Consider the following 26,757-nt stretch of genomic DNA (forward strand, 5'->3'; position numbering starts at 1 on the left):
TTCCTTAGCGTTCAGATTTAGCCTCTATGAAGATTATCTCAAGGAAAATTATTAGCAGTTATACTATTGCGAATTTCACGCTTATTTTTCCGGTGAATAGATAGTATTACTATTTCCATCAATAATTAACACCGATTTTCCTGGTATTGTCTTGCCTTGATAGTTACATTCATCTTCAGAAAAATTTGCGACTACTCTTAATGCTTCACCATATTCCGTCATTTGAACGAGTCTATCATCTGATATAATTTTAAAATCTGTCATTTCTTTCGTTATTGCTTTTTTGCTAAAATTTGACCATACCTTTGAATGCCTTACAATTGTTTCTTTATGTTTTTCCCACTCGTGTTTATCTATATGATATAAAGGAGGAACATTATAAAGTATCTCATACAACATTCTATTTGTTATTTCGTCTTTAAATTTTAAGGTTCCCCACCCCCACCAATGGGTTGTGATCACTGAATCGTTGTAAACCAACTTATACAAGGGGATCGTGTAGTTTGAATCCAAAAATAACTTCTTGTACTTATCCTTTAGTGGTATTTGTTTAGAAAACATTTCGGGAACTCCACCATTGCTCGAATAGTATCTCCCTACGTAATACTCACTTTGTTTGTTTTTTGCCATATCCTCGTCCATCCAAGAAAATGATGGCGTTTCTATTCCATGTGCAAAGGCAATCGATTTGCTAGCAAAATCATTTCCGCCCTCAGTTCCTACTACCATATCCCATTCTTTTTGCAGATACTCCATTCTCTTAATCCTAGCCTGGATATCTTCCTTTTCAGTAGTAATATGTTCTGGAGAATAGTCATCGAAGATTTCTCCAGTGCCATCTGTGTCTAAAAACCATGAGTTAAATGCTAAGCCGGTATTTAAAATCGAAGTTACTCTTTCTTTTACACTAGGCATTGCAAGCGTTGGATTCAACTTTCTACCTGCACCTTGGAATCCTTCAATCTTTTCTCCATTTTTATTTGTTACAGTTGCATTCTCGTAAAGTAAAGCATTCTTAAACTTAGCAGTTTCCCACTTCTCTTTACCTGGTTCATGGATTGAATGATATGAATCATAGGTACCAAATAGATAGCCGAATTCTTCTGCATCTTTTACTAACTCAGGTTTAATGAAGCCTTCCTGCCAATCATCCAAGCCGATCCACATATGTTCTAGCCCAGAATCCTTCATGTCCTTTATCACATCTACAGTATTAGCATCTGCCCACTTCTTTATTGGGTCAACTACATCTCCAAGTATGCTTTTTAATAATCTCTTATTTAGGTCAATTAATTCAACGGGATTTAATTTTTCTATTCCTTTGTTTAACAGCCTCTGAGTATCTTTATCTATTTCAGTAAATACTTCCGGATTATAGAATTCATTTAGTTGCATTACTGCACTTAAGGATTTTATTATTCTTTTCTTATTGTATTTATCTACATAATCTAAGCTTTTTAACTCTTCAAAAGCTGATGAAAGCTCTGATCCATCCTCAACATTAGTAGTTAATAGCCTCTGAATCCATAATTTCAGTTTTTCGGGAAAAATGTCTCTCAGCTTTGCCCATTTAATATTTTCTTCTGAAATCACAGTTCTGTCCCAAAAATAAGCATGAGGTGCTCCATAAAGCTTTTCAATATTACTATTTTCTTTAGCCTTATCCGCCAAGCTTTTGAAGTCCCCCTGTTCAATCAAATAATTTTTATAGGTTTTTGCAACATCTACTGGATTTTTTTTCGTTATATATATTCTGAAACCATATTCCTTCTCTTTATTTATAGTTGGAAACTCATGATTAAAAGTAAACTCAATATCGTTTTCTGTATGATAAACAATTTCACTATTATAAGGGTTTTTAATTATATATACTAGTGAATACCCACTTTTATCAACTGCAAAAAATTGCATAGATAAAGCCTCAATTACCTTCATTTTTTCTTCACTTAAGTAATTTTTCCAAATTGAATCATCGCTTGGAATATACTTCCCTTGATTTAATGGGAGCATATATCCGTCACCTTTCACTTTTGGCCATGCAAACATGTTGTCTTCATCCTTGCTGGATTTTATGGTTACATCAACATACTTATCTTTTTTTTCGATATCAACCTTAATTCCCTGTTCCGAATAGGTCCAGCTAATGTTATCTTCACTGTCTTTTAAATTTGACACTCTCATTTTCTCCAATGGTTCAGATAATTTCTCAGTAATTCCATTGGATTCCACCTCAAGCGCAAATGTCTCAGGATTCACACTAAAGTTAAAGTCTAAATTATTTATTTGTGGCTTACTCTCTATACCTGTATTCATTTTTTCTTTCTTACATCCCGTAAGAACGCTTGTTAATAGTGCAGCAATTAACATGATTGATAGAATTTTTTTCATGTAACACACCTCCATAACTAGTGTAATATCGGTTTGTTACACGAATGTCACAAAAAAATCTAACTTATTTTTTAAAAATTCAAAAAAAGGCAAGACCAAATCCTTAGTAGCAAGCTCCCTATTAGAAATCTCGTCAATCAGATTTTGGTTGACCGTCATATCTTCCCTCATTCAGGGTCAGTTTAACTCAGTGACCCCTTTTATAATTTCTATTCTCAGATAAAGAATAAAGACCCAGTTCCAAAATCCACTTCAATTATTTCCGATATGAAAAAATAGTGATTGCCATTAAATTTAACTTCTGCGTTACAATCCTTGCCCCTTATTACCTTTACACCTAACTCTTCTAGCGCTTCTCTACTACATCTGTTGGCTTAGATTAGATTATTGTCTGACAATTGGAAGTGCAATTAATTGTGACGATGAATATTTTATTCGTCTTAAGGAGAATCCAGCTTAAACGATAATTAGTATTATTTGAACGAATAATTCCCTTTTGAACGATAAATTATAGGAAGCTTTTAATAATAAGAAAGTAGTGACCAAGGTATTTATACGAGGAGGAGAGCTTGGACGTCACCCTAACAGTCTCAACAGAAATACGATTAATGGTAATAACTCGATCCAGCTAATGGATCGAGTTTTACTTTTTGATTATTGAATAACTTTCTTCTTAAAAATAGACGGTATTACCTCTAACAACCGTTCATGTGTAATGGGATCACAATGATTCCATGTAAAATCTATAAAATGAGTCTTACCAGGGGCTAGCTCGATTAACGTGGCGATTTGTGGACAGTGAGTAATGGTTAGTAATTCTTGGGGGGAAGCCAAGATAAAATTACGCTCTCCAGCATAGTGATTTATTTGATGCTGCTGAATTTCTATCCATGCTTGACCTTGCTCCATTAGCTGCATTACCTTGAGAGTAGGACGAAAGCCAAGAGATTCATACAAGCTGGCAGCCAATCCAGTCTGACACATAACATAATATTTAGTTTCTAACTTGAGATAAACAGTAGCCGTCTCCCCAGCAACATAAACATCTGCTAATTGCCTACGTACTAATCTTACTTTGTTCTCATATGTTGTAATCCACTTCTCCGCCGCTTTACACCGTCCAAATAGTTTAGCGATATATCGTAACCGCTCAAATAGACTAAACTTGCTATTCAGTATAATAGTAGGAGCAATCGCATCTAGTTTCTGCAAGTCATGTTCAGGATGAAAATAGCTAAGCAATAATAACTCTGGCTGCAGCTGTGCTATTTTATCCGGATCTACCCAATGCCCGATACTATGAATGTTCCTTAATTGATTGTGATAAACCACGTTATCTTTCATTATTGAGATGGCCGCTCCTATAGGGGGTATACCTAGAACAAGCAATTCCCCAAGTGTAAATTTGCCATCAGTCACAATACGTGTTACATCTTTAGGAACATGAATCTTTCTACCAAATGAATCAATAACTGTTCTTTCTGGAGTATAAAGATGACTGTTTGTATATTCACGTGGGGTGTTTCCAGTTAATTTATGAAAGCATCGACTAAAATAATATTCATCCTTAAACCCAATTTGTCGAGCTATTTTTCTCAATGGCTCTGTGGAATTACTTAGAAGTTTTTTTGCCTGATTTATACGTACCTGAGTCAAATAGTCAGTCGGTTTTTTACCGGTCAATATTTTAAACTTTTGACTATATTGCCATCTTACCATTCCAGCCATGGTAGCTAATTGTTCAACTGTCAAATCCTCATCATAATGCTGTTCTATGTACTGTACAGTTTGTTGAACCAATTGTGTCTTTTCTTCGTTCTGTAGCTGGTTAGCTTGTTCATCTAACTGAACCATCATAGCTAGTAATTGCTGAAGTTTACCTTGCAGCATGGCCATGGAACTAAATCGATTATTTATCATTGCTTCATTTCCTAATACCTGCTTGACTTGAGAAAATAACAGATGATAGGGATAACCATAAAGCAAGGGTGGATGAGCAATTCGGTTCAAAGTGATTCCTTCTACTTCAAAGGTTTCAAAGGTAAAGCGAGCAAGCTGTGCCTCTTTATTACTTGACTCTACCGTGTAGCTTTGTACAGGTAAAATGAGAGCGCAGCTTCCTTGTCGTAGATCGATTGCCATTTTGTCTACATACAGTCGTATGTCATGACTGAGAGCTATCAATAATGTGCATACATTTGTTTCATAATTATTTATTCCCTCTTTATGGCTATTAGCTGACATGATTCGATCAACTTGAAATCGGTCAAAGTGTTGTAGTCTAATATATAAGGATGCCAGATTCATAAGCAACTCTCCAACTATTGAAAATGATTATCATTATCATTATCGTTATTGTAACATAGAATGACCCACTATCAACTATTGTTCGAATATGTGCTATTTAGCATACTAGCCGTTTAAAAATTGATGGGACGGATACAATTTTTACTGTTTGCGTATCCACTCTGGTAGCTTTTGGAATAATTGCTCCAAAGCTAATAAATTATCTGTATTCCATTCATTAGGAACAACATAAACTGTTCCCTTTTTGACCGCAGGCAAAGTTCCCCATATCGGGCTTTGTAGCAGCCGATCAGCTTCTGCTTCACTTTCACTATCCTCTTGTACAATTACAAACAAATGATCACCAGCAAACTCAGGAAGCACCTCTTCGGAAACCTCAAGGAAAGATACCCCTTCTACATCAATAATATTTTTTTGTACTGCTGATGGGACGGCAAAGCCATTTTTTCCATAAATAATAGCACCTAGGCTACGATCCCCCATAACATAAAGCGTCTTACCTAGCTGATAGAAAACTGTTGCGGTCTCTCTTTTTGTTAAATGAAACTTATCAAACATTTCATTAGATTTTGTTTCATACGTAGCAAGCAATTGAGCTACTTCTTCCTGCTTACCTAGGATATTCCCCATCTCTTTTACTCGTTCTGTATAAGGAAGAGCAGGGTTAAAGGGAATCGTAGTAGCAATTTTTGACAATTCTTCGTTAAGATTTGGATCCGCCTTGTAATAGCCATTAATAATAAGATCAGGTTTTAAAGTCAGAATCGTCTCTAAGTCAGCAGGGTTTCCAATATCAATGATTCCTTCAAGCTTGCCTTCATAGTAACTTGGAGAATCTTTGGGAAGATTATTACCAACAACCGGAATATCCATCGCCAAGAAATCACCAACTGTCTGACCAATATAAACAACTCGTTTTGGATCTGCAGGTATTTCAATCTGTTCACCTGTAATCGTTGTATATGGAACAGTTGTCTCACTTTTCTCTGCTTGCACATCAGATTGAGCTGTTTTCTCGTTTTCCTTTTCCTTCGCATCAGATGTGTTGCTACTAGAACTACATGCCACTAATACCACTAGCAACAGGAGGAAACTCCCCCATAGCATAATTCGTTTTTCTATATACTGCTTCATATTTGTTACCCCTTTCCGATTTACCCTTAATTGAAAATGATTATCATTTACAGGGTTATTATAGATGTTATGAAAGGGCGAAACAATGAAAAAAACGCAATAATTTATTTGGATAAATGTCAATAATCAGGATTATGAAAGCCATTTGGTTTTTTATCTTCATGTTTAGTGAAGAAGCATAAGGATTATCTCGCTATAGAAAAAAGAAACCATTTTAGTGATTTCTTTTTATATCAACAAGCTGTTGATTAGCTATCTATTTGATTTCTCCAGCGAGCTCCACGAACGTAGCATAATTTATAAGCGTGTAAGTTCTGCGCCCGTCTTTATCGTGACAATATTTGAAAATTTCTTTTTTCAACTCCGTTAAACAATCCATCGGAATGAGGATTTGTTTATCCTTTTATCGATATTACTGTAGTTTTGGAATAAAGATTGATTAAAAATATCCCTCAATCCTTATCTAATAGCAACTTCAAAAACTCCATTTTGAATAAAGTTTGTTCAAAATGGAGTTACTCCTTTTATATAAGTATAAGATTTTTATAAAAAAGTTTGATTATTTTCCAGCTATGTTGTTCAATAATAGCGCCCTTTAACGGAATAAAACATGGGCTTCTATTTGGCTCTACTACTTAGTAGAAGGTGATTGGCAGCCATAAGAGTATGCAAGACATAGAAAACCGCACTTTTCTAGGATAGGTCTACTCATTGGACTGGCGTCAACAGTAAGGAAAGGATGCCCATTTTCATAAGCCTTTTTTGCTCGAGTAGCTAAAAGTGCTGTATAATAACCTTTTCCTCGGGACAACGGTAGCGTTGAACCTCCCCATAAGCTAGCAAAGGAGGAGTTTTTCTCTAAGTACATCCAAGCAGCACTTACAAGCAGACCATCTTCATAAATTCCATAAAGGTATAGGGAGTCAGGATTATTCTGTTTATCTCTCCAAAGTCTTTCTCCCAGCTCAGCGTGCGATGCATTCCAGATGGTATCTTCTAGAACAATAATGTCTTGAATACCTTGTTCATCCGTTATTTCCTTAATGTCGATGTGTTGGTCATGAATAAGCAAGGGATGCTGATTATCTAACTTCAGGACCATTAGTGCTTCAGGATCCTCTATTGTGAATCCTTCTTGTTTAAGAATATCTTTTAAACTATCAGGCTTGTCGTAGCTATACACTTTCCACTCAAAATCCTGCTCAAAGTTACTAAAATAGTTTAACTCGTTCTTAATAATTTCTCTTACATTGCCTTCGGTTACATTAGATGAGATAATGAACCCTTTTTCACCAAACTGTGAAATGTGGCGCACGACATGCTCTGTTTCCTCTCTTATGTAACCTTGTACGTGAGCCTCTTGTCGAAGTTCTTTGTGGAATAGTGATATTAATTCATTTTTATCCATGAGCGACCCTCCTATATGTATTAAATTTTTTCTATTGAATATTTTTCCATTAATTAATCTATTGATTAGTATCAATTATCGTAAAAACGCAAGTGTTCGGCATCTTACCCAACCAGTCTTATCATTAACTCATAGTCTCTAATAATCACTAATTTCCCTTCAGTGTTTAAAGATGATTTATACGCTCATCCCTTAAAAAAGATGCACCCCGTTAAATTTGTTCGCGATTTTCATAATATACCGCCTCCTTCTCATGAACATTATTTTATCAGATTTTTCCAAAATATACACTGATAAATGACAGATTTCATACACTATAAAATCCCCCAAAAAGAAAAAGTACAATTCTTCTGCAGAACAATACTAAATAACCAGTCGTCAAATAAATTCCGACAACTGGTTAGGTGTATACTTTTTCGACTGTATTCTATCAGCAATTTTCACTTCTACCTGTAAAGGATACTAAACATTAGTTTTCAACAGGACGACTTTATTTCATTAATCCCACTCGTTCATCTACTAGTATTCCTATTTTATTATCAGATTAGCCGTTTCACTTGGATGGTTAAGAGGAAAATGATGACCATATGGAACAAAATCAATCTTACCAAGATGTGAAGGAGCCGAATAGCCTCTGTCATAATCCCCCCAAATAATGTGAAGATTAACCTTTGTTACTTCATTGAAATCACCTTGAACGTTTTTCAATAGTAAACTATTAAGCTGAACCGTAGTATTTAAAATTCTAGGAGAAGTAAAACTGTTACTTAGTTTCTCAATATAATGTTCAGGGATGCTCTCCGTACTTTCAAATAAACCATTACTTAATAAATAACGCTCTATCAAATTAGTAGTTGCCAATTTCAATGTCCATTTGTTCATAAATTGAGGAACATTTATCGATTTAGCATTTTTTTTAGCAACAGGTGGCTGAAGTAAAGTAATTGTATACTTCTTATCTATGTACTTTTGTTCTAATGCTTTCAGCAGAATATACGCACCAAACGAATGGCCAATTAGATGGGCACCACTAGTAGCTTTCTCCAATAACTTTCTCAATACATTCAAATAGATATTTAAAAGATTTTTCTCTCGTTTAAAAGGAGAACGTCCCAAACCTGGAAGGTCCATAATCCATACAGGTCGACCCGTTTTTTCATGAAGCTCTTTCCCTAAAGGAAATAAATCCTCTCCATCACTTAATAAACCATGTAATAAAATAAATGGTTTACCCTCTCCTTGTAATTGGTAAAGGGTATTGTTGTCACATAATGTTCGCTCAAATAAATGATGATGCTCACCATTTTGATACATCAATCGATAATCCAGATCAGCTACTACGGCTGGGAAAAATTTCATTACATTTGTCTCCTTAAACCAATCTTCTCCCATAATCTTTTTCGCTGAACCATTTGAAAATGTTCGATTTGTAATAAAGTTCAGCCCATCAGCAGGAATTTGGGTTATTTTGCTTACGCCACTATTCATTATTGTTTTCATAAGCGGCATGGGAACAGAGATTTTTGGTGCCCTCATATTCATACTTTCCGACATAACACTTAATAATTCAGCAATGTTCGGATCGTTCTCTTTGTCTTCAACAAGTGTATATGTTTGAATAGCCGGCTGCTCCAATTTGAAAACCTGCACAATAAACTTCGCAAACTCATCGTTTGAAATCAGTGGCAACCTATATCCCTTACCACCAGGAATCACTGGCATGAGCCCTCTTCGCATACTTGTCACAAGCAAACCTAATCCTGCTATCTGCTCTGTACTCCCTGTTTTACTACTACCGACCACAGTTGGCGGATTAATGACAGACAGCGGGTAACCTACTGCTGAGGCCTGCTGACGGATATAAAGATCTGCTAAAAATTTTGTTTTCTCATATGGATTTTTTATTTTTAAATAATTGTTTCCTTCTTTAAACACATCAATTGCAATCTTGCTATTTTTATCATCAAAGGGACTCATATAGCCTACAACATGAATAAATTGCTGCAAGCCCTTCAATTGATGAATACTTTTAGCGAATTCACTAATATGTTTGGCGCCATTTAAAAAGACGGAAGATGCCTCTTTGCTTGTCGATTGAATATCCATGGGGCCTCCTGCGTGAATAATTACATCCGTTTTCAATACCAACTCCTTATCTTCAGCACTTAGACCTAAGTCTATTTTTGTCAAATCACCTTCAATAAAGTGCATAACTGCCTCTTTTAAGATGCCTCTTTCTTGATAAATGCGTGTTGCTTTACTTTTCGATCTCACTAATAGAAGAATTTTAACATGCTCTTTGGCTAATTCCTTCACTAATTGCTTTCCTATAAAACCTGTTCCACCCGTTAAAAATACTGTTTTCATAAAAATCCTCCTTGTAGTACTGATCAGTACTAATTTGGTGTAAAAAAAATGCTTCTTTTATCGAAGCAAGTTAAAAAAATGATCTGCTGTTTTCATAATTACAGTTGCATCCTCCAGTGTTTCTGAAATAAATAGCGCTCCTTCAAGATTTGTAATAAAAAGAGATGCAACCTCGTCAATATTAATTGTCTTTCTAAATTCACCATTCTCTACCCCTTGTTTAAGTAATAGAGAAACTTTCGTTTGTAATCCTTGAAAAAAAAGACCTATTTTCTCTTTTACTTTAGTGGCATTTGTTGGACTTTGAATATAGAGCGTAATAAACGGACAGCTCCCCTTATATTCCCTCGTCTGAACCCCTTGTGATAATTGCTTTAAAAACAGTTGGATACGATCTTCAACTAATAATTGGTTTTGAGATAGTAAGTCATCAATTGCAGATTGATACATTTCAATCCAATAATCCACGACCCCTTCCAACAATTCTTCCTTATTAGAAAAGTGATAATACACATTAGACTTTGAAACTTTGCTTACACGAACTAATTCATCCATGCTAGTATAAGCAAACCCTTTTTCTAAAAATAATGTTGCAGCGACTTCAATCACACGTTTTTGATTCATTAATTTTACCTTTGTCATAATTAGTACTGTACAGTACTACAATGCGTATTGCAAGTATTTTTGTTAGTTTAATAAAAAAATTGATTAAAAAAGCTATACTTTAATTGATTTTACTGCTAATAATTTCATTTTTTTGGGGGAAGCTTGTTGTGGAGTTTTATTTAATAGATTTATTATTGGTGACTGTCGCCTTAATTTCTTCAAAAAACAGATTTTGAAAAAGCTGCCGACTGTAAAATACAGACAGCAGCTTTCTTTAATAATTTTTATGACTTTATTGTTCCTTAATACATTAACTTATTTCTACAATGCAACTACCTATAGACGTTGAATTGATAAGATGCATTACCCTGTATTTCAACCAAAGATGTTATTATTTGTCTCATGTTTTTATAATGTAATTTTATTTCGACTTCAGAAAATTCTTTAATACACTAGATAATTAAAATTTGATATCTATTGAATTTTATTAATTACACTTTGGAATATACCTTCTTTTATTTCATCAAGTGAAGCATACCCATAAGATTTCGTATAAACGGCTACAGCCTTTTTATGACTAAGACAATATTGCTTTAACGAACGATGAGACAATGTACTTGTAGAACTCTTCCTCGGTGACGAAGTGAGACTGATATTGCTGGTGAATCAGCTCGCTCATCTGAAAGCCGTAGCACGTCGAGAGAAAAGACATGGCGGCAAGACGCGCATCATGACTGGCTATGATTTTTTTCTTCTGCAGTCGTTCAAAATATTCAACGAGCAAAGAGTGCAGCTTCACTGGTGGTTCTGCCAGCACTCTGTCTAATTCAGGAAATATGCCTTTTTCGCGGATGCCAATCAAAATAATATCCTTATTTTTATGGAAAAACAAGCGGTACTGCTGGCTTACATTCAGCAGATCAACTTCCGGATTATCGGTCGCTTCCTCCATTAACAGCTTCTCAAATTGTGGGATATCCGAATGCCTTTCAATGATGGCTTCCAGTATGCCTTGCTTGCTTCCAAAGTGCCGGAAAATTGTAGATTCATTGACTGTAGCTTCCGCTGCGATGGCTTTAGTGCTTACTCCCCGATAGCCATTCTTTTTTATGAGCCGTGTCGCGGCCTCAATGATTCTGTCTGAAGTATGCATTGTATTACTCCTTTTGCATATGTTAAACCCATTATACAACAAGTTATACATAGACAATAGGGTCGGGGTTCATCATCTTCGTAAACGTTTATTTAAACTCCTCTCTTTTCGCTCATGTGTGTTCTCTTTTCAGCAGATTTACGCCAGCATTTCTCAGATGTCTTGGCGTCATCCCGAAATCAATAAGTGCAGCCGGGTTCGGAATCGGCGGCAGCAGTTTTACCCCTGTAATTGGACAGATTTCATTTTCATTGAATTGATGCGGCTGTCTAACAGCGTATTGCATGAGCTCCTTAGCGGCAGTAGCAAATGTTGTGGATAGCTGTCCATACTTTTCAGACTGTCAACGAATGTCCCTTGCTTTTTCATGATTGCGGCAAAAGACACGACAAATTTCTCATTAATGACAAGCCCAAAAAATCTCCTTTCGAAGTTTCGATTTGAAAGGTTACCAGTTTCATGTTTGTAGCGCCTCCATCCATGTAGTGTGGTGTTGTTCAGTTATTATCATATTACATAATAGAATGAATGCACGCAAGTGCTCGCTTGCTTTTTGTTTTCCATTCTCTATAATAAAGATATAGGGTGACTAACCTCAATAAACATATATGTAAAGGGGAATTGTTATGCAGTATAAAAGTATTATCCAAAAACCTCGGGTTAAATTTTTTGAAGTCGCAGATGGCGTCTTTGCCGGTATTTCGCCGTATCGTGGTATCAGTTGGGCCAATGCTGGGTTTATCAACAAAGGGGAAGGTCTGGTGTATGACACGTTCTTTGATCTGTTCCATGCGCAAGAAATGCGAGAGGCTTTTAAGGAAGTAAGCAATGGCGGCTCTCCCGCCTACGTGGTGAACTCGCACTATAACAGCGACCATACTTGGGGGAACAAAGTGTTTGAAGAAGCCTGCATTATTATGCACAAGGAAGCGGCCAGGGAGCGTCTTTCTGAAAATATAGCTTGGATGGATAGCGTCATCAAAAGAGGGAAACATTCTCCAGAATCGACTCAGGGAGAGCAGTTTTTTGCAGCGGAATTTGAAGGATTCGACCTGGAGGGCGTAGAATGGGTGCACCCGAATATAGAGTTAAAGGACGATATTAACATACGGCTTGGCGATACTGAAGTTATGATTTACAATGTAGCTCCGGCCCACTCTGACAGTGACTTGCTGTTGTGGATGCCAAAAGAAAAAGTGCTGTTCGCCGGCGATGTCGTGTTTAACGGTTGTACGGCATACAGTGAAGAAGGAACCCTCAACTGGATTAAAGTACTTGATCGCATTATTGATGACATTCAACCTGAAATCGTTGTTCCAGGGCATGGCGCCATATGCGGCCTGGATTTCGTGAAGGAACAGAGAGACTACCTCTTGAACGTGATAAGCGAGTTCAACAAGCATTACAATGACGAGATTGATTCCTTGTCCCTAACTAAGGAAATCGATATTTCTCGCTTCCTTCATTGGATTCAGCCAGAACGTTTATATGTTACGGTAGATATTCTCTTAAAAAGCAAACGCGGGTTGCCATCTCTTCCAAATTGGAACGAGGTTCCTACAAAACTGGAAGACATGAAAGCTTTTTTATCCGAGAAATATGGCAATCGAATTAAGCCATGGGACCCTATGAGCGTGTGGCAGGAATAGAGTATACATCTGCAGAGGCGATTGGATTCGTACATCTCTTACCACAACTAATTCAAGGAACTAACTACCTGTCTCACTGTTAGGCATTTCTATAAAGCTTGAAAATTTTTCTGATTACGAGGCAATTACCAGTATGATTAAGATTAAAGGAGGAAGCTTTAGACTTCTCGGAATTACATATAAAAAAGCTATCCCCCTTGGATAGCTTTTTTATATGTAAAATGCAAAACAACACCTAAAGTGGATAGATGTCACTTCTGTTAACTCTCTTGGAATTTCTGCATTCAGGTGTTCCGTAGCAATTACACTTGCAGAAACTGGTTGTACCCCCTCGTCACTAGAGAAGGAACGAATGACCAATGAAATATCTTATGGGCCTGAGGTAAAAAATATCACACTCTCCTAAAAACGTATTAATATCCACCAGAATAATTTGTGGCTTTAGGAGAAAGTTTGATTAGAAAATCTCATAAATCCATATTCCATGATAAATGAAAAGACTCTCTTCTGAAAATAAGTTCACCAAAAGAGAGTCTTATTAAGCAATATCTATGTTGTTCAACAATTGCGCCCGATTGTTGAACATAAGTTCTTCTTTAAACATAAGACCAATTTTAATTTTTTTCTCCTTATAGTTTGAAAGGTGTTCATAAGGGTTATATAACACTGTAGCGAAATACTTAAAATACAAAATAGGAGATGGATAGTATGAGTTTTATTTGGTTTTTAATAATCGGCGGGATTATCGGTTGGCTTGCAGGAATAATTTTAGGAAAAGATATTCCAGGTGGCATTATTGGTAATATTATTGCAGGGATTATCGGTGCTTGGATTGGTGGGATGCTTCTAGGAAGTTGGGGTCCTAAAATTTCTGATTTCTACATCTTCCCTGCTCTCATTGGAGCCATTATACTAGTGTTCATTGTAAGCTTAATAATGAAATCATTGCGTCAAGCGTAGTACGCTAAATTACTTCGTTTAGTTTTTATTTCAAGACGGTTAAATGAATCACATGTAACCGACTATAAATGCTGACTTTGTTTATAATAAAAAGGCGGTCCTCCACAAACTTATCTGTGGAGGACCGTTTTTACTTTGATGCTAATTTATGAATTTGTTCTTTATCACGAACTTCTCCATTTACTATGTGCCTTACCATATAGGATTATTTAGCAAGCTCTCTGAAACACTAATATCATCTTCTGTATAATTAACTAAACTAATCTTTCACTCTCCAACATTTTAACATCCTCGCCTTCTCCAATTAATTATATGGAGAAAATAAAAAATGGAACCTGATTAGTTGATGTATACATATCGTTTCATTTCCGCAAAGTATCCCGCCGGCTATATCAAGGATTAAGAACTTTAAAGCTCCCCTTTCCAACAGATACCTACAGGGGGACTTTCGCTCTTTTTTAACACCAGATTCTTAAAAAGGAGAACCCTAAACAGGCTCTCCCATTCGTTTATATATTTGATTGTAGATGTTGTAATTTTACCATACTCGTTTTCACAACATAGCCCTTACCATGAATGACGGTAAGGGTTTGAAACATTTGGGGTATATTGTAATTAATTATTTGATAAATTTCATTCGCTCTTCAAGCGGTCGGAAATCTTTTTCACCTGGTGTTACCGTTGGGTTACCGAAGGGCATTTGTGCAATAAGTTTCCAATTTTCAGGTATATTCCATTCTTTTTTCACTTCATCATCAATTAGTGGATTATAATGTTGTAAAGAAGCTCCTAATCCCTCTGCTTCCAAACCTGCCCATACGACCAATTGATGCATACCTGATGCTTGATTTGACCAAATTGGAAAGTTCTCAGCATAGGGTGCAAATTGCTCCTGAAGCGATTTAACTACAGCCTGATCTTCAAAGAATAATACTGTGCCATAACCTGCCTTAAAGGAATCCATTTTTTGTTGAGTTCCTGAAAAATCTTGATCGCCTACTACTTTTCTTAATGTTTCAGTAGTGATGTCCCATAATTTATTATGTGCGTCACCAGATAATACAACAATACGAGCTGTTTGGGAATTAAATGCTGACGGAGTATATTTCACAGCAAATTCTACAATTTCTTTAATTCTTTCATCCGATATTTTTACCTCTTTACTAATTCCGTAGTAAGAACGTCTTTCTTTAAGTGTAGTGTAGAAATCTTTTGTCATCATTTTTTCCTCCTGAAATTTAAATTGTACCTGGCGCTTCGAGATTTTTACTTACCAAAACTTTTTTAAAATTTTCAAATGGCCATTTTATTTCTAAGACCTCCACCAAGTAAAACAAACTGGACTTGTCCGTCACTCCTACTTTTAAATCAAAAAAGAATTGAAAGTTATATAATCACGTTTAATGTTCAAAAATATATTACCCAAACAAAAGTAAGACTATTCAGGGGTAAATTGGAGAAAAGATTCAATCATTTTGTTTAATCAAAAATCAACAGTACAATAGATGTTCTGTGAAAGTTGTTACTCCTAGTCCATCTCATCAATAATGATTAATCGTTAAATAACGATAGCTTAAGAAAAGTTAATTTTTTTCGGTATATAAATAAGACCTCAAAGTTTAACTCTGAGGATTAAGTGTTAAAACCATTTCGTTTTATAAAGGAATGTGCGATTACTGATTTACTATATCTCTTAAAGTCTTATTCTAAAATCTATATAACAGCCATAATTTCCTCATCTTTTCCTCAACAAAATCAACTACTTGTTTCGCCTTCTCGTTTTCCAGCATCACCTAATAGTATGTGATGATACTCCGGAATTTACCTTCCTCCTGTTATTGACGAGTACGAAAGGGGAAAAATGGCTCCTGGCTACCAACTAAACCAATAATTAATAAAAATTTAGTAAGACAGGTCCTCCACTTCAATGGCAGCAAAGATATTAGAGTAATGGACATAAAATGTACCTGTACTACTTAAGCCTCTTGCTAAACAGTTAATGTCTCAAACTCCTTTTTCACACTAATTCCACAAATGAAAAAAAGTTTGCAACGTCTATAGTCCGTGATTCCTCACTTCATGACGTTGCAAACTTAATGGATGATGGTTATTGAACCATCCTTTAAACTTATTTTGTAATACGTGTACCTGCTTTTCCATCTAATGCAGCTACTGCTTGATCGATTGAACAAATGATTGACTCTTTCCCTAATTTTGCAAATTCTATAGCTGCTTGCATTTTTGGTAACATACTACCTGCCGGGAATTGTCCTTCTTTAACATACTGTTCAGCTTCTGCCACAGTAATGTGGCTTAGCTTTTGCTCATTTTCTTTACCGAAATTAATATAGACATTTGGTACATCTGTTAGCATCATGAAAACTTCTGCATTCACTTGTTGTGCTAGCTTTAATCCTGAACGGTCTTTGTCAATGACTGCTTCAATACCATGTAATTGACCACTGTCTTCACGATATACAGGTATACCGCCACCACCAGATGAAATAACAATCGTTTCATCAAGTAAACGTTTAATTTCATCGATACCATGAATCACTTTTGGTTCTGGTGAAGGGACAACTCGTCTATATCCTCGCCCAGCATCTTCTGCCATAGTAAAGCCTTGTTCTTCTAAACGATGCGCTTCTTCTTCTGAAAAAAATACACCAATTGGTTTAGTCGGATTTTTAAAAGCTTGATCATCCTTGTCGACTTCAACCATCGTTAGCAATGTCACTACATTTGTAGCTATGCCACGTTCTTTCATATGGTTTTTTAAAGCTGTTTCCATCATATAACCAATGAAACCTTGTGATTCTGCGTTGCAGACATGAATTGGTAGTGGTTCGACTACATTTTTCGCAGCTTCATTTTGGGCAATGATATTCCCCACTTGCGGACCATTACCATGTGTAATGACGATGTTATGACCCGCTTCTCGAATTTCTACCATATGGCCTGTTGCCGACACTACATTTTTGAATTGATTATCATAAGTTGCTTCTTGTTTCGGCTGTAAAATAGCATTACCACCTAAAGCAATAACTACACTTTTCCCCATTTCTTTCACTCCTTAGTTAATGACAAGTAAATGCCATATAACGTATCCATTCCAGATGATGATCCTACTTTTATAAGCCTGTTCATGCTTTCTAAAGATGGATCATGTTGCAATGCTGTAATCTTCGAACTAAATACACCGTCTATAGCACAGGTTAAGAAACGCTTACTGACAATGGTTGTTAAAGGTTCCTTGATTAGAGCTTTTAGTGTTTCTAGATGTTTAGGTTCGATAAAATTTTTAATAAAATGTCCGTACAATATGCCGACTAGTATATCATCACCAGTTGGTGTTAAACCTTGTCCACGCCCAATAAAGTAACGGAATGTCTCGTCAAGATTTTGGGTTGGATCTTGTAATTGATTAATTAAGGATAATACACGTGCTCGTTCAAAATCTGATGATTCATAGGATGTAAATGAAATGTATTTAAAATTTTCTTTCAATTTATTTATATTTGCATGTTCAAAATCCATATATAACGGTAGTATTTTTATATTAAACACCATTTCGAAGCGGTTATGAAAAAGACGATTATTCCGAAATATTAATGTATCGCCTACCTTAATATTGGTTTTTACTGTTTGTCTCGTTTGAGGATCAAGCAAGATCCCGAACGGAAATGTCCCATTTTCATCGGTACCAACAAATATCAATTCTCCATCTTGATCAACCATATTTAAACCTTTTTCAAACATACTGTGCACGGTAAAGGTTTTTCCTTCATTCAATAATTGAAGTGCGATTGAACCAACCGCACTTGCTTGTAAAATCATCCTTTAAATCCTAGCTTTTCAGCATATGCTGTGATAGCTTTCTCAAAACATTCGATTGGCGGATGTACTGTACCGGCACCAATTTGTCCGTACCCCGCAATTTTATGGGCAATACCAGTGTTGATAACTGGTGTGATCCCTGTTTCAACAACTTTCCGTGCATCAATACCTAAACATGCGCCTTTAAAGTCCCAAGTTGGGATGACAAAGTTTGGATTTTCGCTAATACAGATTTCAGTCATTTGATTACTTGTTTCAAGCGCATCATTAAATCCACCCGAACCAACAAAGCGTGTTACGGCAGGTGCTGCAATCATCGCCATACCTCCGACACCAATTGTTTCTGTAATCGCTGAATCACCGATATCTGTGTTGGCATCTTCTGCTGAGTAGCCAGTGAAATATAATCCTTGCGGGGTATTAACAGGACCAGTAAACCATTCGTCTCCCATACCGGCAATACGAATACCAAAGTTTTCACCGTTTCGGCACATTGCGGTAACAACTGTACCGTGTTCGATTGTCCGTGCTGCATCCATCATCGCTTTTCCAGTCGCCATAGCAATATTTAAGAAAAATTGGTCTGTGTCAGCTAAGAATTGGATTACTTCTGTACGTTGATCTTTTTCAACGTCATCTAATGAAGCAATTACTGGAGATAGTTCTTTTAAAAATGCAAGTGAAGCTGCAATATTTCGCTGGTGGAACTCATCTCCCATAGCAATAGCTTTAGCAATCAATACGTTGACGTTCAAGCCTCCATCAATTCTTTTTAAGGCTTTACTTAATACGGGACCTAATACATCTTTCATCCAGTGTAAACGATTGATGACTTGCTCATTATAAGCGCCGAAACGTAATACTGCGCCAATCCCTTCGTTCATTTGACAATACGCTTCGTTACCACTCTCCTTGTTAATAACAACAAGGACTGGCATGTTAGGTGAAGTAATACCACCCATTGGTCCAACCGCATTCACATGATGACATGGAATGAATTTGATTTTATCGTTTTCAAGTAATTCACGTGCATTCTTTTCGTCTTCTGCCCATCCTTCAAAAAGGATGGCGCCAACACAGGAACCTTGCATTGGGTCTGTCATGTTTTCATATTTAATTGGAGGTCCAGCATGTAATAACACGTACTCTTCTAATTCAGGAATCACAGATTTAGCAGGTACAACATCCGTTAAAAATGGTGCTGCTGCTATGATCTTTTGGATAACGGCTTCGTTCGCTTCATTTATTGTTTTGTATCCCATTAGATTGTGCCTCCTTCATAATAGTTTAAGAATTGAAGTACTTTCATTAACTTCTCATCGCCACCAGCAATTGGGCGCCAGTTAAATTGAACACACTCTGAGCCACTGTTTTGAACAGCTTCCGTAAAGCTTTTTAGCCCAATATTGATAACGCTAGGTTTCATATTGATGAAGGACATGATTTTCTCATCCACTACTAAGCTTTCTTCTGTATAGTCAAATTTTTGTACATCAGTAATTGGTTGTTCCACTTTACCACCTACAAGTTGGATAGCTGTGCGGACCATTTGATCATTGGTTTTACAAATAATTGCACCACTCTCTTTTAAAATGGCAATTTGTTTATCGTAACCTTGAATATCCTGTGCTGTACCTACAACCGTTGCAAGCACTGCAAGCTGACGACCTTCTTGACGTGCATTATCCAAAATACGTTTGATGGTTGGTGCTAGCTCACTAGCCATATCTTCATGACCACCGTTACCGATTACGTTATCAATCATAATGACTGCAGTATCAGGGTCATTCATAGATTTTTCAAGCATTTCGATACGTTTTTCAGGGTCAATCATCGGATGTGGTTTACCTTTTGTATAAACATCATCACCTAAATCAATGATTTCATGAGTGTTTGTTTTTAAAACATAGCTTTCGCTTTTCTCTTCAGTCATTGTATCTTTAAAAGCATCTCTCACTAGCATAGCCGCTTCAGATGCTAATGTACCACCTGAATAATAACCTTTAATACCAACTTGTGATTCTTTTAATACAACGTTAACATCAGCTGTTGTCGGTTCAAAATTCGGTTTATCACCATTTGATAATTGGACAGCTACAACTGCTGCTTCTTCAAGTGTATAAGCATGATAGATGTTCTCTTCTTGATAGGAAGGTTTGTCACCTAAAAATAGCGTAACCACTGGTTTATTAATATTTCTTAATAAGTTTAATACTTTGCGTTGTACTTCCTCTGCAGGTGGTTTGGAGATCACTGTAATAACTTTTACTTTTGGATCTTGATTTAACGCTTTGATGCTATCTAACATCGTGATAGCACCAACCTCCGTCGATAAATCACGTCCACCTGTTCCAAGAGCATTTGTAACACCTTTACCATAACGGTCAATAATTGTAGTGACTTCTTGAATCCCTGTTCCTGATGCCCCAACAATACCGATATCGCCTTCGTTGACGTTATTTGTAAAAGCAATGGGGACACCGTGAATAAGGGCAGTACCACAGTCTGGACCCATCACTAATAACCCTTTTTCATGCGCTTTTTGTTTTAGTTTCACTTCGTCTTCTTTCGAAACATTGTCACTAAACATGAACACATGTAAACCTTCGTTCAATGCGTTTTCCGCTTCCATTGCGGCATATTGACCAGGAATTGAAATTAACGCTAAATTTGGATTGTTCGCAAGCTCCATTGCACGTTTCCAGTTATGAGCTTCTTGACCTTTAGACGTATTTTGTGAATCTGAATCACCTTTTAAAGCGATTTCTACTTCTTCTTTCACTTCGTCTACTTTTTCTTCCTGCTCTGTATCTACAACGATGACGATATCATTTGGCTTTGCTTTTTCTAATTCATCCGTGCCTAAGCCAGAAGATTTAAAAATGTCCTTATTCGCTGGTGTTCCCATCATGATCGATACTTTGTTTACACCATCAATTGCAGACAACTTGTTGGATAAAAGCATTAACACGATGGAGTCTTTATAAGTGTTTTCTTTTATAATTGTGTATAACATGATGAACCTCCAATTTTATTATTCTGCAAATCTATTTTTTCCATGATAACGATCGTAATGAACGTCGTCTGACACAAGATAGTTGTAAATGTCGTCTACGATTTCAATACCTTCCTTATCATATTCCTTACTTCTTAATATACCGCGTTCACCTGGATAATAAATTTCTCCATAGCCCTCTGCCGCAGGCTGTGCTTTTAATTCATTGAGCATAGTTGTAATTTGTAGCTTGAAAGCATCCAAATCTGTGAAATAGGCAGGGTTAATGACGATATGAATTTGACCTAAATCGCGTCCTTTAGTTAAGTCTTGATACATAGAAGATACATGGATACCATGTGGGACTCCTAGAAGACTACCTGATAAAATATCTACCATCATCATCAAGCCGTATCCTTTTGGACCTGCAATTGGTAGGAGTGCATGAACATCTCTTGCATTCGTTGTAGGTGCACCAGTAGCATCCACAGCCCATGTGTCTGGAATCGATGCATTTTTACTTCTTGCATCTAAGATTTTGCCCCATGCTTGGACAGTAGTCGCCATATCAAATGTAATGATGCGGTCATCAGCAGATGGTGCACTATAAGCAATCGGGTTTGTCCCAAAATAAGGTTCAGTTCCGCCAAACGGTACGACCATTGGATCTGATTGACACATACTTAGAGCAACCATATCTTGTTCTGCTGCCATTTCAACAAAGTAACCTAAAGCACCACTATGTGAGATATTTTTCATACCAACAACGGCAACACCTGATTTTTTAGCCATTTCAATCGCTTTTTCCATCGCTTGTTTTGCTATTTGGTGACCTGGACCATTATCCCCATTAAAGATCGCAGATGCTGGTCCTGTTTGTTCAAATGTGTAGTTGGGATTGTTTGTAATCCCGCCTTTTGCAATTCGTTCAGAATAGTATTCAACACGTACAGCACCATGTGAATGAATACCTCTATGATCAGCGTATGTTAATACGTCTGCAACATCATGTGCCGCTCCTTCATTTAATCCAGCTTTTATAAACTTTTGCTTCATTAAATTAAATAGTTCTTCTTTAGATACACGCATCTTGTTTACTCCTCATTTAATTAATATTTTGTTTCGCATTCTGAATAATCAGAATTTTATTTTAGAAATTTTTTTGTAACTAAGATGCCTAATTTATCTTTGGTTCACTATCGGAGATAATAGACTCCCTTTTTATAAATCAATATCTCTATTTGCATCTTTAGAATAAATGTATGAGAATGGTTCATCTAAACCAATTGCATAGGTTGCTTGTGGTACATAAGCGCCCATAAAGATATAATCACCTTTATCAACCGGCATCCATTCATTGTCTAAGTTGTACATGCCTCGCCCGCTTAAAACATAAGCGCCGTGTTCTTGAACGTGTGTTTCAATGTAACCATGTGAAGCACCTGGTTTGAATGAAAGAATATGAATGTTCATATCATAGCCAATTTCTTTTGGTAATAAGTCTTGAATTAATACTTCTTTCATACCTTCATATGCCTCTTGTTCGATGTCGTGCACATTACCTGTAACGACTTCTGGCGTAAACCCTTTAAGAGGTTGTCCTTTAAGAGGTTGATAACGTTTTTTGTATAAGAATAAACGGCTATCTTCACCGTTATTATTATTTTCAAAAGTTAACTGTAAGTGTGGAGGCACATATAAATACCCACCTTCAGTTAATTCGTATTTTTTACCATCTGCAAAAGCATTGATTTTGCCATAAACAACGTATACAAAAGATTGAATACCATCACCAGCGAAGCCCGCTTTGTTTCCACCTTGGTTTTTTACTGTTACTAAGTAATCTACAAATCTTGCACCTAAACGCGGGGACCCTAAAATTGTGACGTCACAATCTTTGAAGCCAGGTACAACATTATTAACTAGGCCATCTGGTGTGATTACCGCATAATTGTCTTTTTTAATGACAGAACGTGTTTCTAATAAACCTTCTCTGTATCCTTGAACTTGATTTAAGTAACCCATAAGTATCTGGCTCCTTTTTCATTATTTTTATTCTTTGTATGCTAGTTCATAAAGTACATCACTTAATACTTCAATACCTTTAACAAGGTCTTCTATCTTCGTTTCTTCACTAATGTTGTGACTAATTCCACCAATAGAAGGTACAAATAACATTGCCGTTGGAACATATTGTGCAAAGATTTGTGAGTCATGTCCTGCACCAGATGGCATCACTTTATATTGATTCCCTACATTGTTCTTTGCTGCTTGTTCAATGATTTGAACAATTTTTTTGTCCATCAATGTTGGTGCTTCATCCATCCATAAATTAATGTCATAAGTCATGCTATTTGCTTCAGCGACTAATTTAATTTTGTCTTCGATTTCTACTGCAAAATCATTTAATATTTGCTGATCAATATGACGACAGTCTACTGAGAACGTAATTTCACCAGGAACTACATTTACTGTGTTTGGTACAAGTGTGATATGACCAAACGTTAATACAAGTGGTTCCCCAATTTCTCTAGCACGTTTTGTTAAATTTGAGACAATTTCACTATAGGCAACAACTGTATCGCGACGTAATGACATTGGCGTAGTACCAGCGTGGTTTGCTTCACCTTTTAAATTGATCGTGAAGCGTTTTTGACCAACGATGCCATTAACAACACCGATTGTTTTGTTTTCTGTCTCTAGCACTTTGCCTTGTTCAATATGAATTTCAACAAATGCTTTGATGTCATTACGAACGTCAGTAGTTTTACGATAATCAAAGCCTGATTTACGCATCGCGTCTTCGAACTTAATGCCCTCAGCATCTGCAATTGTGTCAACATCCGATTTTTTAGCTAAGTTAAAGAAGTTTTTGCTACCCCAGAATGTGTAAGGGAATCGACTGCCTTCTTCTTCTGCAAGAGATAATACTTCTAATGAGCGTAGTGGTTGGCCGTGTTTAGCTTTTAAATATTTCACAGCCACTAGTGCAGCTAAGATACCGAATTGGCCATCTAGATGACCGCCTTCAACTACTGTGTCGATATGTGATCCTGTTAAAATGGTTTCTTCCGGATATTTACTGCCAACCAGACGCCCAGTTAAGTTCCCGATATCGTCAAAGCTTGCTTCTAATCCTTCTTCTTTGAATGTTTTTTCCAGTTCACGAACTGCATCATTCCATTCTTGAGAATATAAAAGGCGTGTAATTCCACCTTGTTCTAAGCCACCAAAACCTGTAAATTTCTTATCTAACATTTCAAAAGTTGATTGAATATCCATACCTCTTTCACTCCTTCCTTCTACACTTTTATTATAGGTCCTCCCCCATAACCATTCATTGACACAATGAACAATAATGGATAGTCTTTTTATGCACTTTAGACAAATAGATATGGATAAGGAGCAAGTAGCTGTCGGAGTAAAAAAGAACGCTTTTTGCTATCGATTATGGAAAGGCTTTAAGACGGGGTATGAGTGGAGTAAATCATCCATTCTATCCTTACTAAAAAACAAAAACCACATAGTAAATCTATGTGGTATAGTCCCTATTAAAATGATTAAAGGATAAATCATGAACCTTACAAATAGGAGCAAGCCAGTTATATCGTATTGGCTATTGAAAGGTTTCTGACTCATCCCCGGTTTGATTAACGGCTGCTGCTGCAATCGGGATAGATTGTGGAGAAATCACTTTTGCTTTGCTTCCCCCAGCAGTGTTAGCTGCTATTAGCATAAACGCGAGATGCCAATCTGCTTCCCAGTAGCTGCCTGTAAGCTTTCGAATAGTGCATGATTATTTACAACCGATTCCGTTAGAAAGACACCCATCCATCCAAATACTGGACTAACAAATGGGAAGAATTCATCCGTTTTGGCAGGTCGGGTCCTAGAGAAGTGCTAAGCCCAGAGAAGTCAGAAAGATTGGCAAAAGTCATTACAAGTACGATTGTAAGATTCCGCCTTTACTATTTCGAAATAAAGAATTATACGTATATTAACCTTCAAAAATAGTATACAATCAGAGTGATAGGTTATCCTTGTAGCGTTTTACAAATATATTTCTTATTATTTTGGTCTTTTTCTAACAAATATAAAGGAGATGATCCTTATGACAACATTAAAAGAAATCATGTCTGTCCAACAATTTTCTGATTTAACATTATTAAATGATGAGGGAGATTTAGATAGAGAAGTAGAAATGGTCGATATTACGGAAACACCAGATATTAAAAATTTCACAGCACCTCATTCATTTATCGTCACTACGGGTATGTGTTATCAACACGACCAATCCGGATTAAAGGATCTCATTCTAGAATTAAATGATATACAAGTTGCTGGCATAGGCGTTAAATTATCGCGTTTTTTAGAAAAAATTGATGATGAAGTAATAGAATTTGCAAACAAGTTAAAATTCCCCATTATTAGAATCCCTGATAGTTGGAATCTCGGATCCATTACACATCATATATCATCCTATATCTTGGATGAAGAAACTGAAAAGTTATATTTTGCATTAGATATCCAACAAGAATTAAATACCATGCTGATGAGAGGTTTGAGCTTGGAAATGATGATTGAACGAATGAGCAGACTTCTTAGAGTCCCTGTGATGCTCTTAAATCCTTTTCATCAAATTAAAACGATGAGCCATCACTTCCAAGAACAATCAGAGCAAATTCAAAAAAATCTTAGTTACTTCAAAAGATGTGTTAATTCCAAGCAAATTTCACCTAATAATAAAGCATCTTTCCAAGAGGAGCATATTATATTTGAAGTTCCAGCATTTAAATATTTCCCGTATTATTTGATGGTTTCAAATGTTAATACGCTCACCTATCCATTTAGTTTGCTTGCCATAGAACAAGCCGTCAATACACTCAGTCTCGCCATTTATAAAAACAGTAAAATCAAAGAAGCGGAACAACAAGATGTCAACCGATTTTTCGAAACATTGATGTCTGAGCATCCTGATAATCTTATTTCAGTCAAACAGCACCCTGAGTTTTTAAAAAAGCACCATATTCACCCATCCAATTTCTATCAAGTAATCGTTTGTGCGATTGATCAAGAAAGGGATGTGGAAAATAATATCTATTTGAATGAACGTTATCAAATGACTTTTGAGTGGCTAACACATAAATTTACTGACATTGATCCTTCTATCAGTGTTTATAGGTCTCCAGGTAATCATCGATTTACGATCCTATTACAAACTAAACATCAATATTATTTAGATTACTGCAAATATATCCAAAAAGAGTATCATAAACTTTTTAATAGTACACTGTCATTCGGTATTGGTAATGAAGTGACTGAATTCTCACAGTTACCACTCTCTTATTTTGAAGCGAATGAAGCTTTTGATCATAAGTCTGAAAGTAGTAAAGTGGAATTTATTGAACTCTATAAATCTAAAAGTGTAGAAGAATTGTTACAACTCATTCCAGCCAATAAATTAAAACCGTTTATCACGTATACACTAGGTTCATTAGCCTATCCAAAATCGACGAAAGAAAAAGAACTAAAGCATACATTGAAAATCTATTTGGCGAATCATTGTGATCTGACAAAGACCTCTGAAGATATATTTATTCATCGGAATACAGTAAAATATCGTATTAAAAAATGTGAAGAGATTTTAGGTCAGTCTATCGAATCGCCTGATATTTCATTGGATCTACGATTAGCATTATTTGCCTCAGAGAAAGTAAATTTTTAAACTTAAAAATCCCGCTAAAAAGCTGTTATGAATGCTTTTTAGCGGGATTCTTTTTACCTATTTTACCATTCAATGTAGCAGCTCCTACTCAAGCTATTATCAATAAACCGACACGCTTATTCGATTGAATCCACATTTAAATGAAGCTGCTTTCACAACGGTTCCACGAGCATCGTCGCTTTTAGGCAGCAATAACAAAACTACCTATCAGCGGGAGATGTATTAAAT

General features: G+C 36.2%; 18 protein-coding genes and 1 pseudogene. 3 read left to right on the forward strand and 16 right to left on the reverse strand.

Going from position 1 to position 26,757, the window contains the following annotated elements; all coding sequences use genetic code 11:
• Positions 1-81: 81 nt before the first annotated feature.
• The 7 genes from ACP3VS_RS11070 to ACP3VS_RS11100 all read right to left on the reverse strand — a co-directional run bounded on the left by ACP3VS_RS11070 (position 82) and on the right by ACP3VS_RS11100 (position 11,363).
• The gene (locus ACP3VS_RS11070; RefSeq protein WP_426388716.1) at positions 82-2,388 is read right to left on the reverse strand and encodes a glycoside hydrolase; all 2,307 of its coding nucleotides are present in this window, start codon (positions 2,386-2,388) and stop codon (positions 82-84) included.
• 654 nt (positions 2,389-3,042) lie between these two features.
• Positions 3,043-4,695, reverse strand: coding sequence for a helix-turn-helix domain-containing protein (locus ACP3VS_RS11075; protein WP_426388718.1), 1,653 nt, complete (start codon positions 4,693-4,695; stop codon positions 3,043-3,045).
• A 141-nt stretch (positions 4,696-4,836) separates the two neighbouring features.
• Positions 4,837-5,829 carry an ABC transporter substrate-binding protein gene (locus tag ACP3VS_RS11080; protein ID WP_031415941.1) on the reverse strand — a complete coding sequence of 331 codons (993 nt, stop codon included), beginning with the start codon at positions 5,827-5,829 and terminating at the stop codon, positions 4,837-4,839.
• Positions 5,830-6,460: 631 nt separating this feature from the next.
• A complete protein-coding gene (locus tag ACP3VS_RS11085; RefSeq protein ID WP_031415939.1) occupies positions 6,461-7,237 on the reverse strand; it encodes a GNAT family N-acetyltransferase in 777 nt (258 codons plus the stop codon).
• Positions 7,238-7,765: 528 nt separating this feature from the next.
• The gene (locus ACP3VS_RS11090; RefSeq protein ID WP_099805842.1) at positions 7,766-9,604 is read right to left on the reverse strand and encodes an alpha/beta fold hydrolase; all 1,839 of its coding nucleotides are present in this window, start codon (positions 9,602-9,604) and stop codon (positions 7,766-7,768) included.
• Positions 9,605-9,661: 57 nt separating this feature from the next.
• Positions 9,662-10,228 carry a TetR/AcrR family transcriptional regulator gene (locus ACP3VS_RS11095; protein WP_036161706.1) on the reverse strand — a complete coding sequence of 189 codons (567 nt, stop codon included), beginning with the start codon at positions 10,226-10,228 and terminating at the stop codon, positions 9,662-9,664.
• Between the two features lie 559 nt (positions 10,229-10,787).
• Complete coding sequence (locus ACP3VS_RS11100; RefSeq protein WP_031415937.1) at positions 10,788-11,363, reverse strand: TetR/AcrR family transcriptional regulator; 576 nt, start codon at positions 11,361-11,363, stop codon at positions 10,788-10,790.
• Positions 11,364-11,989: 626 nt separating this feature from the next.
• Between ACP3VS_RS11100 and ACP3VS_RS11105 the strand changes: the two genes are divergently transcribed.
• Together ACP3VS_RS11105 and ACP3VS_RS11110 are read left to right on the forward strand one after the other, a co-directional pair.
• On the forward strand, positions 11,990-13,012 hold the full coding sequence (locus ACP3VS_RS11105; protein WP_036168332.1) for an MBL fold metallo-hydrolase: 1,023 nt from the start codon (positions 11,990-11,992) through the stop codon (positions 13,010-13,012).
• A 708-nt stretch (positions 13,013-13,720) separates the two neighbouring features.
• The gene (locus tag ACP3VS_RS11110; protein WP_036161700.1) at positions 13,721-13,972 is read left to right on the forward strand and encodes a GlsB/YeaQ/YmgE family stress response membrane protein; all 252 of its coding nucleotides are present in this window, start codon (positions 13,721-13,723) and stop codon (positions 13,970-13,972) included.
• Positions 13,973-14,591: 619 nt separating this feature from the next.
• On the opposite strand, the gene ACP3VS_RS11115 is transcribed toward ACP3VS_RS11110, so the two are convergent.
• The 9 genes and pseudogenes from ACP3VS_RS11115 to ACP3VS_RS11155 form a co-directional block, all read right to left on the reverse strand.
• Positions 14,592-15,191, reverse strand: coding sequence for a nitroreductase family protein (locus ACP3VS_RS11115; RefSeq protein WP_036216265.1), 600 nt, complete (start codon positions 15,189-15,191; stop codon positions 14,592-14,594).
• Between the two features lie 909 nt (positions 15,192-16,100).
• Positions 16,101-17,033, reverse strand: coding sequence for a carbamate kinase (gene arcC / locus ACP3VS_RS11120; protein WP_036161696.1), 933 nt, complete (start codon positions 17,031-17,033; stop codon positions 16,101-16,103).
• A 5-nt stretch (positions 17,034-17,038) separates the two neighbouring features.
• The gene (locus tag ACP3VS_RS11125; protein ID WP_012294516.1) at positions 17,039-17,809 is read right to left on the reverse strand and encodes a DUF2877 domain-containing protein; all 771 of its coding nucleotides are present in this window, start codon (positions 17,807-17,809) and stop codon (positions 17,039-17,041) included.
• Positions 17,806-19,071, reverse strand: coding sequence for a DUF1116 domain-containing protein (locus tag ACP3VS_RS11130; RefSeq protein ID WP_012294515.1), 1,266 nt, complete (start codon positions 19,069-19,071; stop codon positions 17,806-17,808). The genes ACP3VS_RS11125 and ACP3VS_RS11130 overlap by 4 nt, the downstream gene beginning before the upstream one ends.
• Positions 19,071-20,825 (reverse strand): acyl-CoA synthetase FdrA, encoded by a 1,755-nt coding sequence (locus ACP3VS_RS11135; RefSeq protein WP_325881454.1) that lies wholly within the window; start codon positions 20,823-20,825, stop codon positions 19,071-19,073. Before ACP3VS_RS11135 ends, ACP3VS_RS11130 begins: the two co-directional genes overlap by 1 nt.
• 18 nt (positions 20,826-20,843) lie before the next feature.
• Positions 20,844-21,893: an ureidoglycolate dehydrogenase gene (allD, locus tag ACP3VS_RS11140; RefSeq protein WP_012294513.1), complete on the reverse strand. Its 1,050-nt coding sequence runs from the start codon at positions 21,891-21,893 to the stop codon at positions 20,844-20,846.
• 132 nt (positions 21,894-22,025) lie between these two features.
• Positions 22,026-22,829: a (S)-ureidoglycine aminohydrolase gene (gene allE, locus ACP3VS_RS11145; RefSeq protein ID WP_012294512.1), complete on the reverse strand. Its 804-nt coding sequence runs from the start codon at positions 22,827-22,829 to the stop codon at positions 22,026-22,028.
• A gap of 27 nt (positions 22,830-22,856) precedes the next feature.
• Positions 22,857-24,086, reverse strand: a complete 1,230-nt coding sequence (gene allC, locus ACP3VS_RS11150) for an allantoate deiminase (protein WP_012294511.1) — start codon at positions 24,084-24,086, stop codon at positions 22,857-22,859.
• 337 nt (positions 24,087-24,423) lie between these two features.
• A pseudogene (locus ACP3VS_RS11155) lies at positions 24,424-24,760 on the reverse strand (L-lactate permease); the annotation flags it as partial.
• Between the two features lie 155 nt (positions 24,761-24,915).
• Here ACP3VS_RS11155 and ACP3VS_RS11160 point away from each other — a divergent pair.
• Positions 24,916-26,529, forward strand: a complete 1,614-nt coding sequence (locus ACP3VS_RS11160; protein ID WP_012294509.1) for a PucR family transcriptional regulator — start codon at positions 24,916-24,918, stop codon at positions 26,527-26,529.
• Positions 26,530-26,757: the final 228 nt, after the last annotated feature.

It is taken from the genome of Lysinibacillus sp. VIII_CA (assembly GCF_049943995.1).
In the GTDB taxonomy this organism is placed as follows: domain Bacteria; phylum Bacillota; class Bacilli; order Bacillales_A; family Planococcaceae; genus Lysinibacillus; species Lysinibacillus pinottii.